The organism is Pseudescherichia vulneris (assembly GCF_902164725.1).
GTDB lineage: Bacteria > Pseudomonadota > Gammaproteobacteria > Enterobacterales > Enterobacteriaceae > Pseudescherichia > Pseudescherichia vulneris.
This window is the reverse complement of the sequence record NZ_LR607338.1, coordinates 1,517,457-1,534,058: the sequence shown is the minus strand read 5'-3', so window position 1 is coordinate 1,534,058 and position 16,602 is coordinate 1,517,457. Positions and strand designations below refer to the sequence as shown.

Sequence of the window (16,602 nt, the reverse complement as noted above, 5' to 3'; positions counted from 1 at the left end):
GAAATAGCCGCATATTCTACCCGTTATCTGCAGGGACGCCAAACCGCTGATGATACCAGCGGGGGAAAAGTTGCTCACGCAGGCTGAGGATCGTCCAGCCCGTTGAGGAAAAATTGATGCTCGTTTGCCCCGCGTGCGGCGTGTCGTACCAGCGGTAGCCCTGCTGCCGGTAGCGGCGGATCACCTTTGTCGAGGGGAGCCGCCAGGCGTTGTAGCGCGAGGCCGAGGCCAGCGCCGCCTGGCCGTTAACCCGTTGGATCAGCGGCAGCGATGAAGAGGTGCTGCTGCCGTGGTGTGGGACCTGGATAAGTGTAGCCTGTAGATGCTGCCAGTAGCGGCTCAGCATGCGCTGCTCGGCGGGGGCTTCGATATCGCCGGTAAACAGGATGCTCTGTCGACCGTCATCGACCTTAACGACGCAGGAGCCGTTATTTCCTTTCGCCACCTCCCCCGCCAGCGGCCAGTGTACGGTAAAGTTCAGCCCCTGCCACTGCCAGCGCTGACCGCGAAAACAGGGTAGATGCCCGGCCCACCCCAGCGGACTGCGTACGGTCATCTTCGGCCAGGCTTTTTGCAGCGTATCAAGCCCGCCCCGGTGATCGAGGTGCTCATGGCTCAGGATAACGCCATCGGGCTGGAGATGATGCCAGCGTAGCCAGGGCACGATCAGCTGCTGGGCGCTGTCCCCTCCCGGCCACGCCAGGCCGGTGTCATAGAGCATGGCGTGTTGATTACGAACAATGACCATTGCCAGCCCCTGCCCCACATCTAGCATGTGTACGGCCCACTCGTCGTTGCGGGCAGGACGCCCGCGCGGCTGCGCCAGTAGCGCAACAATCACCAGACTTAGAAACGGTGCTTTGGCGTAGATGCGTAGCCGCCAAAGCGCTATCGCCATCCACGGGAGCCAGACCAGCCCCTGCCAGCGCTGGTCAATGTCATACCAGCCGTCAGGTAGCTGGCGTAAAAACCAAAACAGCAGCGCCAGGGTTTTATCTGCAAGCAGCCAACTGCCGCTCTCGGCGATCGCAGGGCCGCTCAGGTGCAGCAGCATGCCGGTGAGGATCAGCGGTACGGTGACAAAGGTCACCAGCGGTACGGCAATGAGATTGGCAACGATTGAGGTCAGGCTGATGCCATGAAAAATGGTTACCTGAATGGGCAGGAGGAGGAGCATCATCCCCGCCTGCAAATGCAGCAGGCTCAGGACGCTGCGCACGATGCGCCCTCCTGGCAGGTGCGGCAGCGGAAGCCACTGATACCAGAAGATCAGCGCGGCGACGGCAAACGCGGAGAGCCACAGGCTCTGGGAGAGCATGGCAACGGGATCGATAAACAGGATCGCGGCTACGCAGCAGAGCCAGACCTGCCAGGGCGACCACTGCCGCCCGGAGAGGCGCAAAGCCCCCCAGACCATGAGGGAGACCGCTGTGCGCAGCGCCGGAGGCTGCATACCGGTAAGCCAGGCATAGTAAACCGCGCAGGCAAGACCAAACAGGAGCGGCAGTCGCCAGCCGATCCTGTTGCCAGGCAGAAAAAACTGTAGGCCGCGCATCAGCAACCAGCCCAGAGACGCCGCCAGGGCAATATGCAGCCCAGAGATCGCCATCAGGTGCGCGGTGCCGGTCTGGCGCATTAGCGTTTTAACATCTCGAGCGCGGTCCGCTCCCCCATGCCTAGCCCCAGCATCACTGACCGCCACGCATAAGGTGTCAGCGTTTCGCTCAGGGAGGCAAGAAAGCGGGCGCGCAGGTCACAGCGGAGGTCAATCGGCGTGGCATGGATAAACCGCCCGCTCACGGGCTGATGCTGGGCTATCGCATAGCGCTGGGTATCAAAGCCGCCGTCGTTAAGCTGCCCATGTACGGCCCGCACTTTCAGCGTCATCTCCCAGCGCTGGCCAGCACACCCTGGCTGAGGCAGATATTGCCCGTAGAGCCTGATCCCCGGCGCAGGGAAGAGCCGCCTGCCGTCCAACTGCTCGATAATGCCCCGGTGCGCGGTCATATTGTCGGTGGCGACGATCTTTACCACCGCCCGCTGGGTTGCCCCCGGCAGCGCTTTTGCTGGCCAGGCGGCCTCCTGCGCGGCCAGTAACCCCCAGGCGAAAAAGAGCAGCCACAGCGCCAGCCAGCGGACGCGCGGCCAACTCCCCACCAGGCAGCCAGCAACAATGATAGTCACGATGCCGCTGATTTCCGGTAGGGTCGGAAGCCACAGCAGGGGCAGAACGGCAGTAATCAAACAAAACGCAACGGCGGGCAGATCCATAGCCACCTCCTTGTGCCGCGAGTATGCAGGCATCGGGCGGCGCTGTCGGCTATGGCTTTTCGGTTTTACGAGGCAGCTTCAGAAGCGATAGAAAAATCGCGAACGACAGAAATGAAAAAAGCACCCGCAGGTGCTCTCTTCAGAGAAGTACGTTTTCGCCAGCAAGGCGTAAAACCTACTCTTCGTAAATGTTGGCGCGGTCGCGCAGCTCTTTACCCGGCTTAAAGTGTGGGACATATTTGCCTTCCAGATCCACTTTATCGCCTGTTTTTGGGTTACGCCCGGTACGTGGTGCCCGATAGTGCAGAGAGAAACTGCCGAAACCGCGGATCTCAATGCGCTCGCCCTGGGCCAGGGTCGAGGCCATATGCTCCAGCATCTCTTTCACGGCGTCTTCTACAGACTTGGCCGGAATGTGAGATTGTTGGCTTGCAAGTCTTTCGATCAATTCTGACTTGGTCATGATTCCTCCGGTTTCCTTAATCAGGAATATTCACTAACAGCAGATTAGACAAGGGCGGCCGTAGCCGCCCTTTGTTATTGATTACAGGACTAATCTTGTAATCTGTCAAGCTACCCGAGGGTAACTTATTCGCCTTTCGCTGCTTTGAACGCTTCAGCCATAGCGTTAGAGAAGTTGCCTTCTTCCTGTTTGTTGTTAACAGTAGCGATTGCATCTTTCTCGTCAGCTTCGTCTTTAGCACGAACAGACAGGCTGATGGCGCGGTTCTTACGATCAACACCGGTGAACTTAGCTTCAACTTCGTCGCCAACGCTCAGAACCAGAGTTGCGTCTTCAACGCGGTCACGGGAAGCTTCAGAAGCGCGCAGGTAGCCTTCAACACCGTCGGCCAGCTCTACGGTTGCGCCTTTCGCGTCAACTGCAGTTACTTTACCGGTTACGATTGCGCCTTTCTTGTTCAGGGCAACGTAGTTGTTGAACGGATCTTCTGCCAGCTGCTTAACGCCCAGGGAGATACGCTCGCGCTCTGCGTCAACCTGCAGAACAACCGCAGCGATTTCGTCGCCTTTTTTGTATTCACGAACTGCTTCTTCGCCTGTAACGTTCCAGGAGATGTCAGACAGGTGAACCAGGCCGTCGATGCCGCCGTCCAGGCCGATGAAGATACCGAAGTCAGTGATAGACTTGATTTTACCTTCAACACGGTCGCCCTTGTTGTGGGTTTCCGCGAACTGCTGCCATGGGTTGTTTTTGCACTGTTTCAGGCCCAGGGAGATACGACGACGTTCTTCGTCGATATCCAGAACCATCACTTCCACTACGTCGCCAACGTTAACAACTTTAGACGGGTGGATGTTTTTGTTGGTCCAGTCCATTTCGGAAACGTGCACCAGGCCTTCAACGCCCTCTTCGATTTCAACGAAGCAGCCGTAGTCGGTCAGGTTGGTTACGCGACCGGTCAGCTTGGTGCCTTCCGGGTAACGTTTAGCGATAGCAACCCACGGATCTTCGCCCAGCTGTTTCAGGCCGAGGGATACACGGGTACGCTCGCGGTCGAACTTCAGCACTTTAACAGTGATTTCGTCGCCAACGTTCACGATTTCGCTTGGGTGCTTAACGCGTTTCCATGCCATATCAGTGATGTGCAGCAGGCCGTCAACGCCGCCCAGATCAACGAATGCACCGTAGTCAGTGAGGTTCTTAACGATACCTTTAACTTCCATGCCTTCCTGCAGGTTTTCCAGCAGCTGATCGCGCTCTGCGCTGTTTTCAGACTCGATAACCGCACGACGGGAAACAACAACGTTGTTGCGTTTCTGGTCAAGCTTGATCACTTTGAACTCAAGCTCTTTGCCTTCCAGGTGCAGCGTATCGCGTACCGGACGCACGTCTACCAGAGAACCTGGCAGGAACGCACGAATACCGTTCAGCTCAACAGTGAAGCCACCTTTAACTTTGCCGTTGATAACACCAACTACAGTCTCAGCGTCTTCGTAAGCTTTTTCCAGCGTGATCCAAGCTTCGTGACGCTTAGCTTTCTCACGGGACAGCAGAGTTTCACCGAAGCCGTCTTCTACTGCATCCAGTGCAACGTCAACTTCGTCACCTACCTGGATTTCCAGCTCGCCCTGGGCGTTTTTGAACTGCTCTGCCGGAATGGCAGACTCAGATTTCAGACCGGCGTCAACCAGTACGATATCTTTGTCGATAGCAACAACAACACCACGAACGATGGAACCCGGACGGGTTTCGATTGTTTTTAAGGATTCTTCAAAGAGTTGAGCAAAAGATTCAGTCATGTTTAATCTTCAGGTTAATATAACGTCCACCTGGCTCCATGCCGGATGGGGTTGTTTCACATACCCGCTGTCACTCCGTTGCAGCGGGGGTACTACATAAACTTGCTACTATATAATCTTGCTACTACATAATCTTGCTACTACAAATTCGGTCGCTTTAAGCGAGAGCCAACTTTTGGCGCGCGTATTGTAACGCTTTTTCAATCACTTGCTCAATGCTTAAACTGGTTGAATCCAGGACTAATGCATCGGCAGCGGGGACCAGCGGCGCTACGGGGCGATTACGATCGCGATCGTCACGTTCTTTGATCTCGGCCAAAAGGCGTTCAAAGTTAACACTAAAGCCCTTCTCCTGCAACTGCAGCATGCGGCGATGCGCACGCTCTTCCGAGGAGGCGTCGAGGAAAATCTTCACCGGCGCGTCGGGGAACACCACCGTCCCCATGTCGCGACCGTCGGCGATCAGGCCGGGCAGCTCGCGGAAGCCACGCTGGCGGCGCAGCAGCGCCTCACGCACACGAGGAAACGCAGCCACCTGAGAGGCCGCATTCGCCACCTCCTGGGTGCGGATTTCACCGCTCACGTCTTCGCCCTCCAGGATCACCTCTAGCTCGCCGTTAGTGGACACAAAGCGTACATCGAGATGTGCAGCCAGCGGGACCAGCACCTCTTCCGAGGTAACGTCAACGTGATGATGCAGCGCAGCCAGCGCCAGCACGCGATAGATCGCACCCGAGTCGAGAAGATGCCACTGCAGCGCTTCAGCCATCGCCTGGCACAGAGTCCCTTTGCCCGCACCGCTTGGCCCATCAATGGTGATTACCGGGGCAGTTGCCGCCATCTTTTGCTCCTTATTAAAGGCTTACCATGAACGTAAACGCCGCGCATTATACGCGCCAACGTACGCAACTGTTATCTTTGCGTGTAAATTACGGAATTAATGAGACAGAGTGTAGAAGAAATGGGCAGGGATGAGTGTGAGAAAGCGTAAGGAAATGCCGCATCGGAGGATGCGGCAGAGATAATCATGCAAAGGTGCTAATCCGCGCCAGCTGGTCGAAATAGTCCGGGAAGGTTTTCGCAGTACACTTCGGGTCGAGGATCGTCACCGGCGTCGCCGACAGGGCCACCAGCGAGAAGCACATCGCCATCCGGTGATCGTTATAGGTGGCAATGGATGCCTCCTGCAACGCCGCAGGCGGCGTGACGCGGATATAATCCTCGCCCTCTTCTACTTCTGCCCCCACCTTACGTAGCTCGGTCGCCATGGCAAACAGGCGATCGGTCTCTTTCACCCGCCAGTTATAGATGTTGCGCAGCGTCGTCGTCCCGCTGGCAAACAGCGCGGCGGTAGCAATGGTCATTGCCGCATCCGGGATATGGTTCATATCCATATCAATCGCTTTCAGCTCACCGCGAGTGCAGGCGATATAATCTTCGCCCCAGGTCACGGTCGCGCCCATCTTCTCCAGCACGTCGGCAAAGCGAATATCGCCCTGCACGCTGTTGCGCCCGATGCCGGTCACCTTCACCGTGCCGCCCTTAATGGCCGCTGCCGCCAGGAAATAGGAGGCGGATGATGCATCGCCCTCCACCAGATAGTGACCCGGAGAGCGGTACTGCTGCCCGCCGCGCACTACAAAGCGCTGGTATTGCTGGTTCTCTACCTCGACGCCAAAGGTCTTCATCAGATGCAGCGTGATGTCGATATAGGGTTTTGAAACCAGATCGCCTTTAATGACGATCTCCGTGTCCTGGGAGGCCAGCGGCGCGGTCATCAGCAGCGCGGTAAGGAACTGGCTGGAGACGCTGCCGTCTACCGCGACCTGACCGCCGGTAAAGCCGCCGCGCAGGCGCAGCGGGGGGTAATTCTCTTGCTCAAGATAGTCGATCTGGGCGCCGCCCTGACGCAGCGCATCCACCAGATGGCCAATCGGACGCTCTTTCATGCGCGGTTCGCCGGTCAGCACAACGTTGCTGCTGCCGAGACACAGCGCGGCCGCTAGCGGGCGCATCGCGGTACCGGCATTACCGAGGAACAGCTCAACGTCTTCAGCAGACTGTAGCGCGCCGCCGTTACCGGTCACTTCACAGCGGGTACGATCGTCAGAGAGCGTGTAATGAACGCCTAACGCTTTCAGCGCATTGAGCATATGGCGCACGTCATCGCTGTCCAGCAGGTTAGTGAGGACGGTGGTGCCATTTGCCAGCGCTGCCAGCAGCAGAGCGCGGTTCGAGACACTCTTAGAACCCGGCAGATTAATGGTGCCGTCTACGCGCGCAATAGGTTGTAACGTCAGGGATTCCATGAAACTTAACTCTCAACTCAACATAATAAAAACCCCGCAGCAGGCGTGCGGGGGTGAAAAAAAGCGCAATTAACCGTGGCGACGTTCGAAGTCGACCATGAAATCGGTCAGGGCTTTGACACCTGCCAGCGGCATGGCGTTGTAGATGGAGGCACGCATTCCGCCAACGACGCGGTGGCCTTTTAGGGCATGCAGACCGGCGGCGAAGGACTCCTCCAGGAAGAGGTTATCGAGTTTGCTGTCTGCCAGCTGGAACGGCACGTTCATGCGCGAGCGGTTCGCAACCGCCACGTCGTTACGGTAGAAGTCGCTGCCGTCGATAACGCCGTACAGCAGTTCGGATTTCTGCTGGTTGATGGCATTCATCGCCGTAACGCCGCCGTTTTGCTTCAGCCACTTGAACACCAGGCCAGAAAGATACCAGGCGAAGGTCGGCGGAGTGTTGAACATAGAGTCGTTGTCGTTCAGCACGCTGTAATCCAGAATCGACGGGCAGGATCTGTGGGCTTTACCCAACAGATCGTCGCGCACGATCACCAGCGTCAGGCCTGCCGGGCCGATGTTTTTCTGCGCCCCGGCGTAGATCACGCCGTAGCGGCTGACATCAAGCGGCGCGGATAGAATTGTTGACGAGAGATCCGCCGTAACGACGACGTTATCGCCAAACTCAGGCTCTTCATGGATGGCGATACCATCGATGGTCTCGTTCGGGCAGTAGTGCAGGTAGGCGGCATCGTTAGAGAGCTGCCACTCGCGCATCGGCTTCACCGCGCGCAGTCCGTCAACGGTGGTTTTGGCATCAATCACGTTCGGCGTACAGTATTTATGCGCCTCTTTTACCGCGCTGGCTGCCCAGTAACCGGCGTCAACGTAATCCGCCGTGGTTTTATCCCCCAGCAGGTTCAATGGAATGCCCGCGAACTGACCGCGACCGCCACCGTGGCAGAACAGAACCTTATAGTTCTCTGGGATGCTTAACAGATCGCGAAAATCCTGCTCCGCCTCTTCTGCGCACTGGATAAATGGCTTACCGCGGTGGCTAATCTCCATGACCGACGTGCCAAGACCCTGCCAATCGCAGAGCTCCTGCTGAGCCTGTTTAAGCACCTCTGTCGGCAACATCGCCGGACCAGAACTAAAATTAAAGACCTGTGTCATTTCCTCTCACCACGCTGAAAGCAATAAGTTATTCCTGTGACATCGGTTGTACCATTGCACGTCACCCGCCGCAACGGGTATTCCGACAGCGGGAAGAAATGTGCGCTCAGTCACATAGCAGAATATTTTGTGCTGTTCTGCGGCGGTGGCGAAAAACCCTGTCAGGTGATGCGAATCGCCCGGCTGGCCTTCGACCATTCTGGATTTTTACAGCGCGGACAATCTTGTTTCTCGCCCGCCTGCATCACAATCACCTCGCTGCATTTTACGCAGGCATAGTCGCCATCCTCCGGCGCGACCATAAAGCGCGGCACCAGCCCCGCCGGCAGCAGCGACAGCCCAGGGCGCACGTCCTCATCGCGGTAGTAGTAGGTACTGATCTGCCCGTTGGTCTCCATGATCGCCAGTCGAATCTGCCCCAGCTGCTCCACGCCGTTGACCCGCAGCTCCATATAGAACTCGACCTCGGTCAGGTTGGCCGCTCTCAGCTTGTCCCACGCCAGCTCGCCCTCCTCTACAATGATAATCGGCTTGCCTTCAAAGAGATCCTCAAGCCGTTCACTGTGGGCCATCAGCCACATCACCAGCCGGTAGAACAGCGCCAGCGAGACAAACACCACCAGCACCGGCAGCATCGGCACGTCGTCATAGAAGGCCACGTCCCCCGCCGCCGAGCCGAGGGTCAGAATGATCAGCACCTCGAAGAGCGACATCTGCCGCACGCCACGCCGTCCAGCGATCTTCAGGAACAGAAAAACGAGGATAAAGGTGTAGAGACTTCGCAGCGCAACCTCTCCCAGGAAGTCGAGCGGCGCCTTGTCCAGCATCATACGATGCAAATCGAATGCTTTCATTTTCTTTTGCCTAAACAGGACGTTAGTTTCTACAAGCATAGCTCGCGCTTTTATTTTCGTCCTCTGGCGCAGGAAGATAGCGCCGTTCAGCTAAAACCCGTATCATTGCGCGCTTTCCGTACGAATAAAGTGACGCTCATGACGCAAACATTTATCCCCGGCAAAGATGCCGCTCTGGAAGACTCCATCGCCCGCTTCCAGCAGAAACTGCTCGACCTTGGCTTCGATATCGAAGAGGCCTCCTGGCTGAACCCGGTGCCTAACGTCTGGTCCGTGCATATCCGCGATAAAGCCTGCGCCCTCTGCTTTACCAATGGTAAAGGCGCAACCAAGAAAGCCGCGCTGGCCTCTGCCCTTGGCGAGTACTTCGAGCGTCTCTCTACCAACTACTTCTTTGCCGACTTCTGGCTGGGCGATGAGATCGCTAACGGCCCGTTTGTTCACTATCCGAACGAGAAGTGGTTCCCGCTGCCGGAAGACGACTCCCTGCCGGAAGGTATTCTCGACGCCCGCCTGCGTGCGTTCTACGATCCGGAAGGCGAGCTCGCCGCTGGCATGCTGATTGACCTGCAGTCAGGCAACGAAGAACGCGGTATCTGTGGCCTGCCGTTTACCCGTCAGTCAGATCAGCAGACGGTCTACATTCCGATGAACATCATCGGCAACCTGTACGTTTCCAACGGCATGTCCGCCGGTAACACCCGCAACGAAGCCCGCGTGCAGGGTCTGTCGGAAGTGTTTGAGCGCCACATCAAGAACCGCATTATTGCGGAAAGCATCAGCCTGCCGGAGATCCCGCAGGAGGTGCTGGCCCGCTATCCGGGCGTGGTGGAGTCTATTGCCACCCTGGAAGCAGAAGGCTTCCCTATCTTTGCCTACGACGCCTCGCTGGGCGGCAAATACCCGGTGATCTGCGTCGTGCTGTTTAACCCGGCTAACGGCACCTGCTTCGCCTCCTTCGGCGCGCACCCGGACTTTGGCGTGGCGCTGGAGCGGACCGTGACCGAGCTGCTGCAGGGCCGTGGCCTGAAGGATCTCGACGTCTTCACCCCGCCGACCTTTGATGACGAAGAGGTCGCCGAGCATGCCAACCTGGAGACCCACTTTATCGACTCCAGCGGCCTGATCTCCTGGGATATGTTCAAGCAGGACGCCGACTATCCGTTCGTGGACTGGAGCTTCTCCGGCACCACCGAAGAGGAGTTCGCGACCCTGATGGCCATCTTCCGTGCCGAGGATAAAGAGGTCTACATCGCCGACTACGAGCATCTGAGCGTCTACGCCTGCCGTATTATCGTGCCGGGCATGTCCGACATCTATCCGGCAGAGGATCTCTGGCTGGCAAACAACAGCATGGGGAGCCACCTGCGCGAAACCCTCCTTGCCCTCCCAGGCAGTGAGTGGGAGAAAGAGGCGTACCTCGACCTGATCGCCCAGCTGGACGACGAGGGCCACGATGACTTTACCCGCGTGCGTGAGTTGTTAGGCATTGCCACCGGGAAAGACAACGGCTGGTACACCCTGCGCATTGGCGAGCTGAAGGCGATGCTGGCGCTGGCGGGGGGCGATCTTGAGCAGGCCCTGATCTGGACCGAATGGACGATGGAGTTCAACGCCTCCGTCTTTACCCCGGCACGGGCAAACTACTACCGCTGCCTGCAGACTCTGCTGCTGCTGGCGCAGGAAGAAGAGCGACAGCCGCTGCAGTATCTCAACGCCTTTGTCCGCATGTACGGCGCGGACGCGGTAGAAGCCGCAAGTGCAGCGATGAGCGGTGAAGCACCGTTCTATGGCCTACAGGCGGCAGACGGTACGCTGGAAGCGTTCCCGGCGCACCGCTCCTTGCTGGCAGCCTACGAGAAGCTACAGCGGGCGAAACAGGCTTTCTGGCCAAAAGAAGCGTAAATAACACTATAAGCTGTAGGCGTATTGCAGCAGCCAGGCTATATTACGGGGCAATTTGATTGCCCCTTTTTTTATATATTTTTGCAAAGAATTATAAATGTAATAATTAGGTTACTCATAAGTCATATTCTTTAGTGATACTCAGGCATATTGTTACTTTTTGGCAGAATTACTCCATTGTAATTAACGCGCCAACGGCGAGGCCAAAAAAATATTCAAAACATTTTATAATTTTTAAAATTTATTTACTACATTAAAATCAATAAGTTAAAAACAAAAACACCTAAAGCCACAGCATCTAAGGGCCTATAACACGGGCGAGATATGATCCATATCAAGTTCTCTCCTATAATGCTTTGTTAGTATCTCACTGCCAACTTAATGAAGAGAGAGTTAGTGTGAAAGCTGACAACCCTTTTGATTTGATACTTCCCCCTGCGATGGCAAAAGTTGCCGAAGAGGCGGGTGTCTATAAAGCCACAAAGCGTCCGATGACGACGTTCTTCCTGGCGATTACCGCCGGGGTGTTCATCTCCATCGCCTTTGTTTTCTATATTACCTCCACCACCGGCACCGCCGCGATGCCGTACGGTGTTTCTAAACTGATTGGCGGTATCTGCTTCTCACTGGGCCTGATTTTGTGCGTTATCTGCGGCGCGGATCTCTTTACCTCGACGGTACTTATCGTGGTGGCAAAGGCCAGCGGCAAAATCACCTGGGGCCAGCTGGCACGCAACTGGATCAACGTTTACGTTGGCAACCTGGTTGGCTGTCTGCTCTTTGTGCTGCTGATGTGGCTCTCCGGTGAGTACATGACCGCTAACGGCGGCTGGGGACTCAACGTCCTGCAAACCGCTGACCACAAAATGCACCATACTTTTATTGAAGCCGTCGCACTCGGCATCCTGGCAAACCTGATGGTCTGTCTGGCCGTATGGATGAGCTACTCAGGCCGCAGCCTGATGGACAAAGCCATGATTATGGTCCTGCCGGTTGCCATGTTTGTTGCCAGCGGCTTTGAGCACAGCATCGCAAACATGTTCCTGATCCCGCTGGGTATCGTAATTCGTGATTTTGCTACGCCGGAGTTCTGGACCGCGGTCGGTTCGTCTCCAGCCAATTTTTCTCATCTGACCGTGATGAACTTCATCACTGATAATCTGATCCCCGTAACGATTGGGAACATTATCGGTGGGGGTTTACTGGTTGGGTTGACATACTGGGTCATTTACCTGCGTGGCGATAACCATCATTGATGGCTGTTCCAGGCAGTAAATAAAAAATCCACTTAAGAAGGTAGGTGTTACATGTCCGAGCTTAATGAAAAGTTAGCCACAGCATGGGAAGGTTTCGTTGAAGGTGACTGGCAGAAAGCGGTCAACGTCCGTGACTTTATCCAGAAAAACTACGCTCCTTACGAGGGCGACGAATCTTTCCTGGCCGGTGCCACTGAAGCTACCACCACGCTGTGGGACAAAGTAATGGAAGGCGTCAAACTGGAGAACCGCACTCATGCGCCAGTTGACTTCGACACCTCTGTTGCGTCAACCATCACCTCTCACGACGCTGGCTACATCAACAAGGCGCTGGAGAAAATCGTTGGTCTGCAAACTGAAGCGCCGCTGAAACGTGCGATTATCCCGTTCGGTGGTATCAAAATGGTTGAAGGTTCCTGCAAAGCGTACAACCGCGAGCTGGACCCGATGCTGAAAAAGATCTTCACTGAATACCGCAAGACCCACAACCAGGGCGTATTTGATGTTTACACCAAAGACATCCTGAACTGCCGTAAGTCTGGCGTGCTGACCGGTCTGCCGGACGCCTACGGCCGTGGCCGTATCATCGGTGACTACCGTCGCGTTGCGCTGTACGGTATCGACTTCCTGATGAAAGACAAATACGCTCAGTTCCTCTCTCTGCAAGATAAACTGGAAAACGGCGAAGATCTGGAAGCGACCATCCGTCTGCGTGAAGAGATCTCCGAACAGTATCGCGCACTGGGCCAGATCAAAGAGATGGCAGCGAAATATGGCTGCGATATCTCCGGTCCGGCAACCACTGCTCAGGAAGCGGTTCAGTGGACCTACTTCGGCTACCTGGCCGCGGTGAAATCCCAGAACGGTGCAGCCATGTCCTTCGGCCGCGTCTCTACCTTCCTTGATGTTTACATCGAACGCGACCTGAAAGCCGGTAAAATCACCGAGCAGGATGCGCAGGAGATGATTGACCACCTGGTCATGAAACTGCGTATGGTTCGCTTCCTGCGTACCCCTGAGTACGATGAGCTGTTCTCCGGTGACCCGATCTGGGCAACCGAATCCATCGCCGGTATGGGCGTTGATGGCCGTACCCTGGTCACCAAAAACAGCTTCCGCTTCCTGAACACCCTGTACACCATGGGGCCATCTCCGGAGCCGAACATCACCGTACTGTGGTCTGAAAAACTGCCATTGGGCTTCAAAAAATACGCAGCGAAGGTCTCTATCGACACCTCTTCCCTGCAGTATGAAAACGATGACCTGATGCGTCCTGACTTCAACAACGACGACTACGCTATCGCTTGCTGCGTAAGCCCGATGGTTGTTGGTAAGCAAATGCAGTTCTTCGGCGCGCGTGCTAACCTGGCGAAAACCATGCTGTACGCTATCAACGGCGGCGTTGATGAAAAACTGAAAATGCAGGTGGGTCCGAAATCTGCACCGATCAAAGGTGATGTCCTGAACTTCGACGAAGTCATGGAGCGTATGGATCACTTCATGGACTGGCTGGCTAAGCAGTACGTGACTGCCCTGAACATCATCCACTACATGCACGACAAGTACAGCTACGAAGCCTCTCTGATGGCGCTGCACGACCGTGACGTTATCCGTACTATGGCCTGTGGTATCGCTGGCCTGTCCGTTGCGGCTGACTCCCTGTCTGCTATCAAATATGCGAAAGTAAAACCGATTCGTGACGAAGACGGTCTGGCGACTGACTTTGAAATCGAAGGTGAATACCCGCAGTTTGGTAACAACGATTCACGCGTTGATGACCTGGCGGTTGACCTGGTTGAACGTTTCATGAAGAAAATTCAGAAACTGACCACCTACCGCAATGCTATCCCGACCCAGTCCGTTCTGACCATCACCTCTAACGTCGTGTATGGTAAGAAAACCGGTAACACCCCGGACGGTCGTCGTGCTGGCGCGCCGTTTGGCCCAGGTGCTAACCCGATGCACGGTCGCGATCAGAAAGGTGCCGTTGCCTCTCTGACCTCCGTTGCTAAACTGCCGTTCGCCTACGCTAAAGATGGTATCTCTTACACCTTCTCTATCGTTCCGAACGCACTGGGTAAAGACGATGAAGTGCGTAAAACCAACCTGGCAGGCCTGATGGATGGTTACTTCCATCACGAGTCTTCCATCGAAGGCGGTCAGCACCTCAACGTGAACGTTATGAACCGTGAAATGCTGCTTGATGCGATGGAGCACCCGGAAAAATATCCGCAGCTGACCATCCGTGTTTCCGGTTACGCGGTACGTTTTAACTCCCTGACGAAAGAGCAGCAGCAGGACGTTATCACCCGTACCTTCACGCAAACCATGTAATGGTTGACTGAAAAAGCGTACAATAAAGGCTCCACGATCGTGGGGCCTTTTTAGTAAACGCGCCCTCTCCTTCGAGCCTGCTTTGCCAACTGTCCTGCCTCCGGGCCGCTGGCAAAACAGACTTAAACATAGCGGAAAGCTGTGCAAATACAGGCCCGGGACGGGCCATATCCGGAGAACCTCGCAATGTCAGTTATCGGTCGCATTCACTCCTTTGAATCCTGTGGCACAGTTGATGGCCCGGGGATCCGCTTTATCACCTTCTTTCAGGGCTGCCTGATGCGCTGCCTCTACTGCCACAACCGTGATACCTGGGACACTCACGGCGGCAAAGAGGTTACCGTTGAAGAGCTGATGAAAGAGGTCGTGACCTATCGCCACTTTATGAACGCGTCCGGCGGCGGCGTAACGGCCTCCGGCGGTGAGGCTATCCTGCAGGCCGAGTTTGTACGCGACTGGTTCCGCGCCTGCCATCAGGAAGGCATTCACACCTGTCTGGACACCAACGGCTTTGTTCGCCGCTACGATCCGGTGATTGACGAGCTGCTGGAAGTCACCGATCTGGTGATGCTCGATCTCAAGCAGATGAACGATGAGATCCACCAGAACCTGGTTGGCGTCTCTAACCACCGCACGCTGGAGTTCGCCCAGTATCTGTCGAAGAAGGACATTAAGGTCTGGATCCGCTACGTCGTCGTGCCGGGCTGGTCAGACGATGATGACTCTGCGCACCGCCTGGGTGAATTCACCCGCGATATGGGCAACGTAGAGAAGATTGAGCTGCTGCCCTATCACGAGCTGGGCAAGCACAAATGGGTCGCGATGGGCGAAGAGTACAAGCTTGATGGTATCCATCCGCCGAAGAAAGAGACTATGGATCGCGTAAAAGGCATCCTGGAGCAGTACGGCCACAAGGTCATGTATTAACGCAAACACATCGTGTAGGCCCGGCAAGCAGAGCGCCGCCGGGCTTTTTTATATCAGGCGTGTGCCACAGGCGTCGGATGCTGGCCCGCTTTGCGCAGCAGCATCATCAGGTAGATAAACGACACGCTGGCGATCATCACAAAGAGTAGGTTGTCGGAGTAGTTCTGCATCAGCATTGAGGTCAGGGTCGGCCCCAGCAGGCTGCCGACGGTGTAGCTCAGCAGTAAAGCCTGGTTCATCGCCACCAGCTGGTGCGGCTCCACTTTCTCACAGGCCCACGCCATCGCCACCGGGTAGAGCGTAAAGCCCGCTGCGCCCAGCACGAATAGCGCAGGTGCCATTGCGGCATTGCCCAGCATTGCCAGACAGCCAACGATCACTACAAACACCTGCACGCGCAGCACCAGCAGGCGGCCAAAGCGATCCGCCAGCTTGCCCACCGGCCATTGGCCGAAAATACCGGCGCTGATCAGCACCGCCATCCAGAAACCAATTCCGGCATCGCTCACCCCATGATGGTTCAGCCACAGCGGCATGAGGCCATACAGCGAGCCAAGAATAATACCCGAGATAACGCAGCCGTTAACGCCCAGACGCGCCTGACGCAGGCGCAGCATCGGCCACATTGTCGTCGCCTCCTGATGCTCGCTATGCTCGTTCACAATACGGGTGAAGAGCAGCGGCAGGATCGCAGCCAGGATCAGGCCGGTAACCCACGGCATAACCTGCATCAGCCCGGTGGGTAGCTTGCTGACCATCAGCTGGCCCAGCACCGTACCCACGTAGTAGATCATCATATAGGCAGCCAGCAGGCGGCCACGGTTGCGCGAGGTGCCGCTACACATCAGGCCGCTCTCAACCACCACCCAGATCATCGCACAGCCGACGCCAGCGACGAAGCGCCATACCATCCAGCTCCAGAAGCCCACCATCAGACCCATTCCCACACAGCCTGTGGCAAAAATCAGCGAGGCGACGTAGTAGCTGCGGTTGAAACCGAAGCGTTTAATCAGGCGACCGCAGAGCAGCGTGCCGACTAGGTTACCGGTGAAAAAGGCGGAGCCAACCATACCTACCTGCCACGTCGGCAAGTTTTCATGGGCGAGCCAAAGCGGCACGAGCGTGTTTAGCGTCGCGATCGACAGGGTCAACAACAACAGGCCACAGAGCAGCAGTAGCACCGGGCGGGTATAGATAGGCATGGATATAAACCGTGAGGAAGTTCTGATTTCGAGCGCATCATGCCATCGGCAAAAACATTGTCAATCGACCTGAATGGCCGCAATACGCCCTTTTCCAGCGATCGATTTGAAATACTGATTATCA

Annotated in this window: 11 protein-coding genes and 1 pseudogene; 4 read left to right on the top strand and 8 right to left on the bottom strand. The window is 56.1% G+C overall.

From position 1 onward, the window contains the following. Positions 1 to 16: 16 nt before the first annotated feature. The 7 genes and pseudogenes from FN633_RS06305 to FN633_RS06275 all read right to left on the bottom strand — a co-directional run bounded on the left by FN633_RS06305 (position 17) and on the right by FN633_RS06275 (position 8,854). Positions 17 to 2,271: pseudogene (locus tag FN633_RS06305) on the bottom strand (ComEC family protein). A gap of 175 nt (positions 2,272 to 2,446) precedes the next feature. After that, entirely contained in the window at positions 2,447 to 2,734 is a 288-nt protein-coding gene (gene ihfB, locus FN633_RS06300; protein WP_042392427.1) for an integration host factor subunit beta, read from the bottom strand. 125 nt (positions 2,735 to 2,859) lie between these two features. Continuing rightward, entirely contained in the window at positions 2,860 to 4,533 is a 1,674-nt protein-coding gene (gene rpsA, locus FN633_RS06295; protein WP_042392425.1) for a 30S ribosomal protein S1, read from the bottom strand. Positions 4,534 to 4,690: 157 nt separating this feature from the next. Continuing rightward, complete coding sequence (cmk, locus tag FN633_RS06290) at positions 4,691 to 5,374, bottom strand: (d)CMP kinase (RefSeq protein WP_154057127.1); 684 nt, start codon at positions 5,372 to 5,374, stop codon at positions 4,691 to 4,693. A gap of 184 nt (positions 5,375 to 5,558) precedes the next feature. Next, a complete protein-coding gene (gene aroA / locus FN633_RS06285) occupies positions 5,559 to 6,842 on the bottom strand; it encodes a 3-phosphoshikimate 1-carboxyvinyltransferase (RefSeq protein WP_154057126.1) in 1,284 nt (427 codons plus the stop codon). A gap of 69 nt (positions 6,843 to 6,911) precedes the next feature. Further along, positions 6,912 to 8,000, bottom strand: a complete 1,089-nt coding sequence (gene serC, locus FN633_RS06280) for a 3-phosphoserine/phosphohydroxythreonine transaminase (RefSeq protein WP_154057125.1) — start codon at positions 7,998 to 8,000, stop codon at positions 6,912 to 6,914. Positions 8,001 to 8,161: 161 nt separating this feature from the next. Then, entirely contained in the window at positions 8,162 to 8,854 is a 693-nt protein-coding gene (locus FN633_RS06275) for a DUF421 domain-containing protein (RefSeq protein WP_154057124.1), read from the bottom strand. A 138-nt stretch (positions 8,855 to 8,992) separates the two neighbouring features. On the opposite strand from FN633_RS06275, the gene ycaO reads away from it, so the two are divergent. The 4 genes from ycaO to pflA all read left to right on the top strand — a co-directional run bounded on the left by ycaO (position 8,993) and on the right by pflA (position 15,276). Then, positions 8,993 to 10,759, top strand: a complete 1,767-nt coding sequence (ycaO, locus tag FN633_RS06270) for a 30S ribosomal protein S12 methylthiotransferase accessory factor YcaO (protein ID WP_154057123.1) — start codon at positions 8,993 to 8,995, stop codon at positions 10,757 to 10,759. Between the two features lie 398 nt (positions 10,760 to 11,157). Further along, complete coding sequence (gene focA, locus FN633_RS06265) at positions 11,158 to 12,015, top strand: formate transporter FocA (RefSeq protein WP_154057122.1); 858 nt, start codon at positions 11,158 to 11,160, stop codon at positions 12,013 to 12,015. 51 nt (positions 12,016 to 12,066) lie between these two features. Continuing rightward, a complete protein-coding gene (gene pflB / locus FN633_RS06260) occupies positions 12,067 to 14,349 on the top strand; it encodes a formate C-acetyltransferase (RefSeq protein ID WP_154057121.1) in 2,283 nt (760 codons plus the stop codon). A 186-nt stretch (positions 14,350 to 14,535) separates the two neighbouring features. After that, positions 14,536 to 15,276, top strand: a complete 741-nt coding sequence (pflA, locus tag FN633_RS06255; protein ID WP_154057120.1) for a pyruvate formate lyase 1-activating protein — start codon at positions 14,536 to 14,538, stop codon at positions 15,274 to 15,276. 53 nt (positions 15,277 to 15,329) lie between these two features. Here pflA and FN633_RS06250 read toward each other — a convergent pair whose 3' ends face one another. Continuing rightward, entirely contained in the window at positions 15,330 to 16,478 is a 1,149-nt protein-coding gene (locus tag FN633_RS06250) for an MFS transporter (RefSeq protein ID WP_154057119.1), read from the bottom strand. Between the last annotated feature and the right edge of the window lie 124 nt (positions 16,479 to 16,602).

Excerpts from the sequence above, each read along its gene's own strand:
- rpsA (WP_042392425.1), bottom strand. The coding sequence starts at position 4,533 with ATGACTGAATCTTTTGCTCAACTCTTTGAAGAATCCTTAAAAACAATC.
- FN633_RS06275 (WP_154057124.1), bottom strand. The coding sequence starts at position 8,854 with ATGAAAGCATTCGATTTGCATCGTATGATGCTGGACAAGGCGCCGCTC.
- FN633_RS06250 (WP_154057119.1), bottom strand. The coding sequence starts at position 16,478 with ATGCCTATCTATACCCGCCCGGTGCTACTGCTGCTCTGTGGCCTGTTG.
- serC (WP_154057125.1), bottom strand. The coding sequence starts at position 8,000 with ATGACACAGGTCTTTAATTTTAGTTCTGGTCCGGCGATGTTGCCGACA.
- aroA (WP_154057126.1), bottom strand. The coding sequence starts at position 6,842 with ATGGAATCCCTGACGTTACAACCTATTGCGCGCGTAGACGGCACCATT.
- pflB (WP_154057121.1), top strand. The coding sequence starts at position 12,067 with ATGTCCGAGCTTAATGAAAAGTTAGCCACAGCATGGGAAGGTTTCGTT.
- ihfB (WP_042392427.1), bottom strand. The coding sequence starts at position 2,734 with ATGACCAAGTCAGAATTGATCGAAAGACTTGCAAGCCAACAATCTCAC.
- ycaO (WP_154057123.1), top strand. The coding sequence starts at position 8,993 with ATGACGCAAACATTTATCCCCGGCAAAGATGCCGCTCTGGAAGACTCC.
- cmk (WP_154057127.1), bottom strand. The coding sequence starts at position 5,374 with ATGGCGGCAACTGCCCCGGTAATCACCATTGATGGGCCAAGCGGTGCG.
- pflA (WP_154057120.1), top strand. The coding sequence starts at position 14,536 with ATGTCAGTTATCGGTCGCATTCACTCCTTTGAATCCTGTGGCACAGTT.